The sequence below is a fragment of the Mesobacillus sp. genome (genome assembly GCF_049588175.1).
In the GTDB taxonomy this organism is placed as follows: domain Bacteria; phylum Bacillota; class Bacilli; order Bacillales; family Cytobacillaceae; genus Mesobacillus.
In genome coordinates, this window is sequence record NZ_JBAVFI010000348.1 from 1 (window position 1) to 9,429 (window position 9,429).

Consider the following 9,429-nt stretch of genomic DNA (forward strand, 5'->3'; position numbering starts at 1 on the left):
GGGTAGTAATGCCTGAAGCAAAATACCATGGGGAGCGAGCAGAGGGATTCTCAGAGATGGAGCTTGGGTTCCGTTTTTGGGAAATCGTTCTTACCTCAATTGACGAGCTTTCAATTATTAAGGATAGCCTAGCTGAAGAAAATCTGGTTGATTCATCGAGAATCGGAGTTGCTGGAACGTCCATGGGGGCCATCATTACACTTGGTGGCTTAGCAAAATATGATTGGATAAAAGCCGCAGTCAGCTTGATGGGCAATCCGTCGTATGAACAATTTGCGCTATGGCAGCTGAATGAAATGGAAAAACGAAATGTAAAGCTGGGGCTGTCAAAGGAAGAAGTCACTTCTTTATTAAATGAGCTGAAACAATACGACCTTTCGCTTCAGCCTGAAAAATTGAACAACCGGCCGGTGCTGTTCTGGCATGGAAAGCAGGATAAAGTCGTACCGTATCAAAGTGCTTATCATTTTTACGAGCAAAACAGGTTAAAATATGAAGGTACAGAGGATTTGTTCGAATTCATTACAGATGAACAGGCAGGGCATACGGTTTCGAATGCAGGAGTCATAGCTGCTGCAAAATGGTTTGAAAAGCATTTGTGATACCTTTCTGCTTTTAAAGGATAACAATCATTGTTATGATGGTATAAACAAGCATTACAAAGGAGTGTTCACCGATGGATCAAGATTTAAAAGATAGCATTATGGGTGCGCTTGAAATGGTCGTTGACCCTGAACTTGGCGTCGATATCGTTAATTTAGGGCTCGTATATGATGTTGATTTGAACGAAGAAGGACAGGCAACCGTAACAATGACCTTGACTTCGATGGGTTGCCCGCTTGCCGGCACAATCGTCGAACAAGTAAAGCTGGCACTTGCAGACCTTCCAGAAATAAAAGAAACAGAAGTAAATATCGTGTTCAACCCGCCCTGGTCAAAGGACAGGATGTCACGTTATGCAAAAATCGCGCTAGGTGTTAGAGACTAATAAGATGTTTGTAAAAAGCAGCAGGGAGCTCCCTTGCTGTTTTTTTGCATTCATGAAAACCTGAGTTGAGGATTTATCCTCATAACAACTCAAAGGACAAAAATCGCAGGCGAGTTGTTATGAGAGGGGTTCTGATGACAACTCAAGGGTCAAAAATCAAGGCGAGTTGTTATGAGAGTGGTTCTGATGACAACTCAAAGGTTAAAAATCGAGGCGAGTTGTTATGGGAGGTGTTCCGATGACAACTCAAGGGGGAAAAATGGGATCGAGTTGTTATGAGAGGGATTCCGATGACATTTCCAAGGTGAAAAATCGGAACGAGTTGTTATTTGAAGTCTCCACAGGTCTGCCAGTCACAAAATTGTCATACAAACCATCAAATCAGCTGCTTTTATGTGAGGTAGTTCACTTAATCAAGTTGCAAATACTTCTATACTTCTTTTATAGGGAAGTACTGAAGGAGGCGCCAAATTATGTTTTCAAGAGATTTTAACAAAGACCCATTCATTGTGATTTGGGAACTGACCAGAGCCTGCCAGCTGAAATGCCTACACTGCCGTGCTGAGGCACAATATAGAAGAGACCCGCGCGAATTGTCCTTTGAGGAAGGAAAGGCGCTTATCGATCAAATATACGAAATGAATAATCCTATGCTTGTTTTCACAGGTGGAGACCCGCTTATGAGAGAGGACGTTTTTGATATCGCAGCCTATGCGGTTAAAAAAGGTGTCCGTGTTTCTATGACGCCAAGTGCAACACCGAATGTTACGAAGGAAGCGATCGAAAAAGCTAAAGAAGTAGGTTTGTCACGCTGGGCATTCAGTATTGACGGCCCGACAGCTGAAGTTCATGACCATTTCAGAGGGACAGCTGGGTCATTTGATTTAACTATGGAAAGAATTAAGTACTTGCATGAACTAGAAATACCTATTCAAATTAATACAGTTATATCACGCTATAATATAGATTATTTAGATGAAATGGCAAAGATGGTTGAAGATCTGGATTGTGTTTTGTGGAGCGTATTTTTCCTAGTGCCTACAGGTCGGGGCCAGGAGAAAGACATGATTTCCCCAGTAGAGCATGAGAAGGTATTCACTTGGCTGTATGACTTAAGCAAACGAGTGAAGTTCGATATTAAAACAACTGCTGCCCAGCATTACCGCAGGGTCGTAATTCAGCAAAAAATGAGAGAAGCAAAAGACCATATCGAAGAAATCGATTATCTCACTGCATTGACTAAAGAAGGACTGACAGGTTCGATCGATGGTCTTGGCAGGGCGCCAAAAGGTGTCAATGACGGAAATGGCTTTGTATTCATCTCTCACACCGGGGACGTCTACCCGAGCGGCCTTTTGCCTGTTAAAGCTGGAAACGTCAGGGAACAGCCGCTTGCTGAAATATACAGGGAGTCGCCCATTTTCAAGTCATTAAGGAATCCCGACGAATATAAAGGAAAATGCGGTGTATGTGAATTCAGACATGTTTGTGGCGGATCCCGTTCACGCGCCTACGCTATGACCGGAGATTATCTGGAAAGTGAACCATTCTGCGTATACATTCCCAAAGCACTGAGAAAACAGAAACAAAGCTAAAATCTGAGCTCCAGCGCGATGGAGCTGGAGCTTAATCAATAGGGTGTCCTAAGGATATTGTTAATTTTGAATCTCTGTAGCCAAAAGCAACAGCCAAGTATGACACATTAAAAAAACGAGTGAAGCTGGGGGCCTCACTCGTTTTTGTATTAATAAAGCAAATGGATATCAATCTATACTGCAATACACAGCAGGGCAGTTTTCGCAGCCGATTTCCTGGCGTAAAAAGTCAACGTCGTGTACGAGTATTTTTCCTTTTTTGATTGAAATGATTTCTTCACGCTTAAGCTCATTCAAGATTCGATTCGTGCTTTCACGAGAAGTGCCGCAGAAGTTCGCCAGCTCCTGGTTTGTTAACGGAAGGTCGATGAGAATGCCGTTGTCCTTATGCACACCGTAACTGTTTGTCATCCGGATGAGCGTCGAGAACAAAGCGCCTTTTTTTCCGTTCAGTACAAGGTCGCGGAACTTCGTTTGTGTTTTGCGGAAATGGTCGCTCATCCATTTCATGAATTCGAATGCAAGCGATGGATTCTGGAAAATTTCCTTTTCAATGACATCTTTTCTGATGGCTGCAATCTTGGCGTCTTCGAGGATAAGGGCACTCAGGAGATATTTTGGAGCATCCGTGAATAATGTCAGTTCGCCGCATATATCATTTTCTCCGCAAATCCTTAGTGCGAGCTCACGGCCATCCTGGGTGACCTTGCTGATTTGGACCTTGCCGTCAAGGACTATATAAAGCTCCTCTGCTTCCATCCCTTCCTGGAACAGGTATGAACCCTTTTTAGCATGGATCGTCCTGTCAGCAAACTGGAGCAATTCTTTAATTTCAATCGAATGAGTTACTTTATGTGCATGTGGCATGGTCATCACCCTTTTCATTTAATAAGAAAAATAAACTTATGTCTGGTTCACCGTTTCAAAGTATTTATTGTCACAATAATAACACCGGCATAGTGTTAACTAAATATAGGAACAGTAACTGTCAAAATGTCGTCACATTCTAGGACCTTTTTGTTCACATTTCCGAAACAAATTGCCTTTAAGTTTATTATATCGATAAAAAGAGGCAGATAAATTACATGTTTGAAGACATCTGTGACGGTTTATTGAACATAGAAATAGGTGTGAAGTTCGTCACATCTAAAAGCTTGTGAATTTTTTACGATTTACCCATAGAAAGCTGCTATGACAATTTCAAAGCCATTAGGGAAATAAATTAGTAAGCTCAAAGGGGAGAAAAAATCATGAAAACACAAAAAGTTCAGCTTCCGTTGCAAACGCTCAGTCTTATAGCAGGATTCATGGTGTGGGTAATCTTATCATCATTAATGCCATTCATAAAAGAGGATATCCAGATGTCGGCCAATCAAATTGCCATGGCTACAGCGATTCCTGTGGTCCTTGGATCCGTCCTAAGGATTCCCATTGGTTATTGGACAAATAAGTATGGTGCGCGAAAATTGTTTTTCATCAGTTTTGCATTGCTGCTTTTTCCAATCTATTTCATCAGTCTTGCTGATTCTTATACAGATTTGCTGATTGGCGGATTGTTTGTAGGAATCGGTGGAGCTGTTTTCTCAGTAGGTGTTACTTCACTGCCAAAGTATTTTCCTAAAGAGCGCCACGGCTTCGTCAATGGTATTTATGGAGTAGGTAACCTTGGGACTGCGATCTCAACTTTCTCAGCTCCAGTTATCGCCTCCCAGCTCGGATGGCAGACAACCGTCAAGTTGTATTTGATCCTGATGCTTGCCTTTGCATTGCTGAACTTCATGCTAGGAGATAAAAAGGAACCTAAAGTAATCACACCTCTGGGAGAACAAATAAAGAGTGTTTATAAAAATCAAAAGCTATGGGCATTGAGCTTATTTTACTTCCTGACATTTGGATCATTTGTAGCCTTCACAATCTATTTGCCTAACTTCCTTGTAACCCATTTTGATCTTGAAAAAGTGGATGCAGGTCTAAGGACTGCTGGCTTTATCGCTCTTGCAACATTTTTCAGACCGATTGGAGGATGGCTGGGTGATAAATTCAACTCTTTCATCATTTTGATGTTTGTGTTTGCCGGTATGACGATTTCGGGAATCTTGCTATCATTCATGCCATCGCTGACACTATACACGATCGGCTGCCTGGCAGTCGCCATCTGTGCAGGTATAGGCAACGGTACAATTTTCAAGCTAGTCCCGCTCTATTTTTCAAAACAGGCAGGAATCGTGAATGGAATCGTTTCTGCCATGGGTGGATTGGGAGGCTTTTTCCCGCCGCTGATGCTCGCATTCCTGTTCAATCTGACTGGACACTATGCGATTGGATTCATGGCATTATCACAAGTAGCACTAGCAAGCTTGATCATCGTATTCTGGATGTATTACCAGGACAAATTAAGCCTTGCTAAAAATATTATTGACCATACGATCGAAGGTGTCATGATCACGGATGTAAAAGGGAATATTGAACAAGTAAATCCTGCTTTCACTACGGTGACAGGCTACACCCCGGAAGAAATTATCGGGAAAAATCCGCGCATTCTGCGTTCAGGCGAGCATGAAGAAGACTTCTACAAAGATATGTGGAAAACGATCAAAGAGAATGGCTTCTGGCAGGGAGAAATCTGGAACAAGAAAAAGAATGGCACGATTTATCCTGAGTGGCTGACAATCAGCCCTGTTAAAAATGAAGCAGGCGAAATAAAGAATTTTGTCGGCATGTTCAGTGAATTAACAGTGAAAAACAAATAAAGCTCTTTTCAAAACTGCATTAAACTGATTAATGCAGTTTTTTCCATTCCCTAAAAATTGACAACATCATGACAATTTAGGGTAAAAAACACTACCCAGACAATTTTTATGTTGTAATATATATATAAAGAGAAATTCTACTATTTAAATAGAGGACTAATAATGTTAGTGTGAGAATATTAGAGTGAAATGCATTTGTTGCTGTTACGCTCACTTATCCTACTTCTCTAATTGGAGTTGACGCATATGGTAAAAAACATAATTAAAGACCAGTTAAATAGACCACTTCGAGATTTGCGTATTTCAGTAATAGATCGTTGCAATTTCCGCTGCCAGTACTGTATGCCCGCCGAAATATTCGGGCCAGACTTTGCCTTTTTACCTAAAAGTGAGCTCTTGACTTATGAAGAAATTGAACGAGTAGCAAAATTGTTCATTGAACTTGGGGTAGAAAAAATCAGGCTCACCGGAGGAGAACCTTTGCTTCGGAAGGATCTTCCGATTCTTGTTAAAAAGTTAAATGAGATTGAGGGCCTAAAAGATATTGCCTTAACGACAAACGGAGTTCTTCTGCCAAAATATGCAGAGCAGTTGAGAGCTGCTGGCTTGAAGCGTGTCAATGTCAGCCTCGACAGCTTGAAGGATGAGCTTTTTGGAGAAATCAACGGCCGTAATGTCGGCGTTGGCCCTGTGCTTGAAGGAATAAACGCAGCTAAAAAGGCCGGCTTAGGTGTGAAAATCAATACTGTAATTAAAAAAGGGCTCAATGATTCTGAAATTCTTCCGTTGGCTGAATTCTGCAAAAAGGAAGGCATTGAGTTGCGCTACATCGAATTCATGGATGTAGGCAGCACCAATGGCTGGAAAATGGATGATGTCATCACAAAGAAGCAGATGTTTGACACTATTAACGAGCATTATGAATTAGAGAGGGTTGACCCTGAGTACTTCGGGGAAGTTGCAAAGAAATACCGCTACAAAGGTACTGATATCAATGTGGGATTCATTTCATCGGTATCAGAGTCCTTTTGTTCTAGCTGCACAAGATCTCGTCTATCTGCAAACGGACAATTATTCACTTGCCTCTTCAATGGAAATGGCCATGATATTCGTGATTTCATGCGAGAGGGTGCTACCGATGACGAGCTTCGGACACGCATAGCAAATATCTGGAATCATCGTACAGATAGATATTCAGATGAACGGACAGCAGAAACAGTCGCAAACAGGAAGAAAATTGAAATGTCTTATATTGGCGGCTAAGACTCCTTCGGGGGTCTTTTTTTTGTGTGAGGGGGATTAAAGTATGCAAAAATAGCTATAAGATTAGAGTGTATTCCCACTGGGCAGAGGGAAATCTTTTATATGCTTAGGTGATAAAGTCTTCCATAAGCCCTTCGATGTTCAAAACGTGTTGGTATTAATAAAGTGACTTCCGCTTTTCTCAAAGCTAATATGGGCATACTATGTTTCCAAACAACCTGATTATGGGTATAAGCAGAATCAAATATATCTTATTTATGATTTGGAGAATGCCTGAATGCTTAAAAGAAGAATTGAATTTTTATTTGTATTTATTTTGATAGCCTGCATTTATATCGTGTTTTTCACCGGCTTCAGCCAATTAGTCAAGAGTGGAGCCATAATAGTCTATGCAATCATTATCTTAATCAGCATCTATTCTCTGGTGCTGGAAAACCGTTCTGCTCAGCACACACTGATGTGGATGTACGTCTTGATTCTATTTCCAGTGGTGGGTTATTTCTTTTACTTATTTTCCGGACAGCTTTACTTAAAGGGTTATTTATACAAAAGTAAGCGAACTCGGGATCGGGATGAATGGGAAAAAATAATGAGAAAGGAAGAGTCTCGTGACTTATCCTTCTTGATCGATAATCAGCAATGCTTTGCGCAGTATGCCAAGAATGCTTCGTTCACACCAATTACAACAGGATCAAAAGCAAGGATCCTAAAAAATGGTGACGAAACTTTTTCGGAAATTAAGAAGAAGCTGAAGGAAGCTGAAAAATTCATTCACATTGAATATTATATTTTCAGGTCTGACCGGCTGGGACAAGAAATCATTGAAATTCTTATAGAAAAAGCGCAGCAGGGAGTTGAAGTGCTATTCATGTTCGATGCTGCCGGCAGCATGAAATTTGCCGCAAAAGACCTGAAGGAAATGTTAGATGCAGGAATCAAGGCACAGCCATTTTCTCCGCTAAAGTATGGCTTTTTCAATCAGAAATTCAACTTCCGAAATCATAGGAAAATTGTTATCATCGATGGTGAAATTGGTTTTGTAGGCGGATTGAACGTCGGTGTTGAATACCTTGGCGAGGATGATAACTTTGGGTTCTGGCGAGATACCCATATGGTGCTTACGGGTGAAGCGGTATATACACTTCACAATGTGTTCCTGCTCGACTGGGAATATGTCAGCGGTGAGAGTGTTCTTGAGAATTATCCTGCTGTAAAAAAGCAGGATCATGACGATGTACTGGATGGTGCTATCCAGGTTGTAGCGAGCGGACCTGATACCCAACAAGGAATCATGAGCGATTTTTATTATACAATGATGTCATGCGCAACAAAGTCCATTTGGATAGCGACGCCATATTTCGTACCAGATGAGGCGATCCGTACTGCATTGAGAGTTGCGGCAGCAAAAGGAATAGAAGTGAGGATCATGGTACCTGAAATCAATGACAGCTACCTGACTCAGTACGCTAGCCGCTCTTATTTTTCGGAATTATTAAAGAGCGGGGCAGAAATCTATTCATATAAGAAAGGCTTCCTGCATCAAAAGGTGATTATTGTAGATGGTAATATTGCGTCTATAGGTACAGCAAATATGGATATGAGAAGCTTTCACCTGAACTTTGAGGTGAATGTATTCCTTTTTGGCACAAGCTCGATCAGGGATCTTGTCGCCCATTATGAGGAAGATATGCTGGAATCGGAAAAAATCAGTCCAGTTCAATATTATAAACGTGGTTATATGGAAAGGTCGAAGGAGTCATTTGCAAGGCTTTTTTCAGGAGTATTATAGGAAAAGACCTCATCACACAATGATGAGGTCTTTTCAGTTTTAGGCAATATATCGCGGGAACAAAATATTGTTTTCGAGATGTACATGCATGAAAGTATGTGCTTCAAGTGCTTCCAGCCGCTTGTATACCAAACGATATGTGCCGCATGCATCAATTGGCGGAGTGAAATCGGATGTTATTTCGCGCAATTCTTTAAGGATAGAGCCTGCATGATCATGTTCTTTTTCAAGTTCTGTGATTTCAGAAACCATCTCTTTGCGCTTATCGGTATCCGCTGAATCCAGCTGCATCAGCATCGGGAACACTGTAGCTTCTTCCTTGGCGGTATGCTCAAGCAATTCCTTTTTTAACTCATAAAAGAGTTCATATACCCTCAAAAGCTCTTCATGACGATCGCCATGTACCTTAGAAACCTTAGTTACATATGGGCTAAGCATCGAAAGTTCTTCCTCGAGTTCGCGATGATACTTATTTTTAATATGGTCAATCAGAACTTCAGAATCGGTTTCTGTCCAAACCTCCATGCTATCAGCAGTTCCGTTATGTTTTTTATATAGATCTTCTAGCTCAGCCATGATTGCCGGGACATTAATGTTCTGTTCGTCCGCTGCTTCTGCTAAAGGACGATTGCCGCCACAGCAAAAATCGAGACGGTTCTTCTTAAATAAATCACTGGATTGAGGAAACAAATTAACAATATCTTTAACTAAGGAATTTTGATCAAAAGGCATTTTCATGTAAAAAACCTCCATATATTTATTATTACTATTTACAAACTCATCATATAGGAATTGGATTAACTAACTGGTGATGTGCATCACACTTCACAAAAAATCTACATATTTATATGGAATTTTAGAAGTGAATACTGTGAGGTTTGTTATATTTTCATTTTTCCATTACTCTTATAATGAAAAGCGTAATGTTTAGGCCTTTTAAATAAAGCTGTTGATTTTCGTTCCAGGCGCTTCGCTTTCCGCGGGGCTGGCGCTGAGCCTCCTCGTCGCTTCGCTCCTGCGGGGTCTCACCTGACCAGCTAAGCC

General features: G+C 41.1%; 8 protein-coding genes. 6 read left to right on the forward strand and 2 right to left on the reverse strand.

Features of this window, described 5'->3' with window-relative positions; genetic code table 11:
- The 3 genes from WB217_RS08715 to WB217_RS08725 form a co-directional block, all read left to right on the forward strand.
- Positions 1 to 602: prolyl oligopeptidase family serine peptidase (locus tag WB217_RS08715; RefSeq protein ID WP_423992580.1), on the forward strand; the 602-nt coding region annotated here is incomplete at its 5' end.
- Positions 603 to 676: 74 nt separating this feature from the next.
- On the forward strand, positions 677 to 988 hold the full coding sequence (locus tag WB217_RS08720) for a metal-sulfur cluster assembly factor (protein WP_423992582.1): 312 nt from the start codon (positions 677 to 679) through the stop codon (positions 986 to 988).
- Between the two features lie 473 nt (positions 989 to 1,461).
- A complete protein-coding gene (locus WB217_RS08725) occupies positions 1,462 to 2,583 on the forward strand; it encodes a TIGR04053 family radical SAM/SPASM domain-containing protein (RefSeq protein WP_423992584.1) in 1,122 nt (373 codons plus the stop codon).
- A gap of 168 nt (positions 2,584 to 2,751) precedes the next feature.
- Here WB217_RS08725 and WB217_RS08730 read toward each other — a convergent pair whose 3' ends face one another.
- On the reverse strand, positions 2,752 to 3,450 hold the full coding sequence (locus tag WB217_RS08730; protein WP_423992585.1) for a Crp/Fnr family transcriptional regulator: 699 nt from the start codon (positions 3,448 to 3,450) through the stop codon (positions 2,752 to 2,754).
- A gap of 383 nt (positions 3,451 to 3,833) precedes the next feature.
- On the opposite strand from WB217_RS08730, the gene WB217_RS08735 reads away from it, so the two are divergent.
- The 3 genes from WB217_RS08735 to cls all read left to right on the forward strand — a co-directional run bounded on the left by WB217_RS08735 (position 3,834) and on the right by cls (position 8,385).
- The gene (locus WB217_RS08735; protein ID WP_423992586.1) at positions 3,834 to 5,333 is read left to right on the forward strand and encodes a nitrate/nitrite transporter; all 1,500 of its coding nucleotides are present in this window, start codon (positions 3,834 to 3,836) and stop codon (positions 5,331 to 5,333) included.
- Between the two features lie 246 nt (positions 5,334 to 5,579).
- Positions 5,580 to 6,596 carry a GTP 3',8-cyclase MoaA gene (gene moaA, locus WB217_RS08740; protein ID WP_423992588.1) on the forward strand — a complete coding sequence of 339 codons (1,017 nt, stop codon included), beginning with the start codon at positions 5,580 to 5,582 and terminating at the stop codon, positions 6,594 to 6,596.
- Positions 6,597 to 6,873: 277 nt separating this feature from the next.
- Positions 6,874 to 8,385: a cardiolipin synthase gene (gene cls, locus WB217_RS08745; protein WP_423992590.1), complete on the forward strand. Its 1,512-nt coding sequence runs from the start codon at positions 6,874 to 6,876 to the stop codon at positions 8,383 to 8,385.
- Positions 8,386 to 8,424: 39 nt separating this feature from the next.
- On the opposite strand, the gene ric is transcribed toward cls, so the two are convergent.
- Positions 8,425 to 9,123: an iron-sulfur cluster repair di-iron protein gene (gene ric / locus WB217_RS08750; RefSeq protein WP_423992592.1), complete on the reverse strand. Its 699-nt coding sequence runs from the start codon at positions 9,121 to 9,123 to the stop codon at positions 8,425 to 8,427.
- Between the last annotated feature and the right edge of the window lie 306 nt (positions 9,124 to 9,429).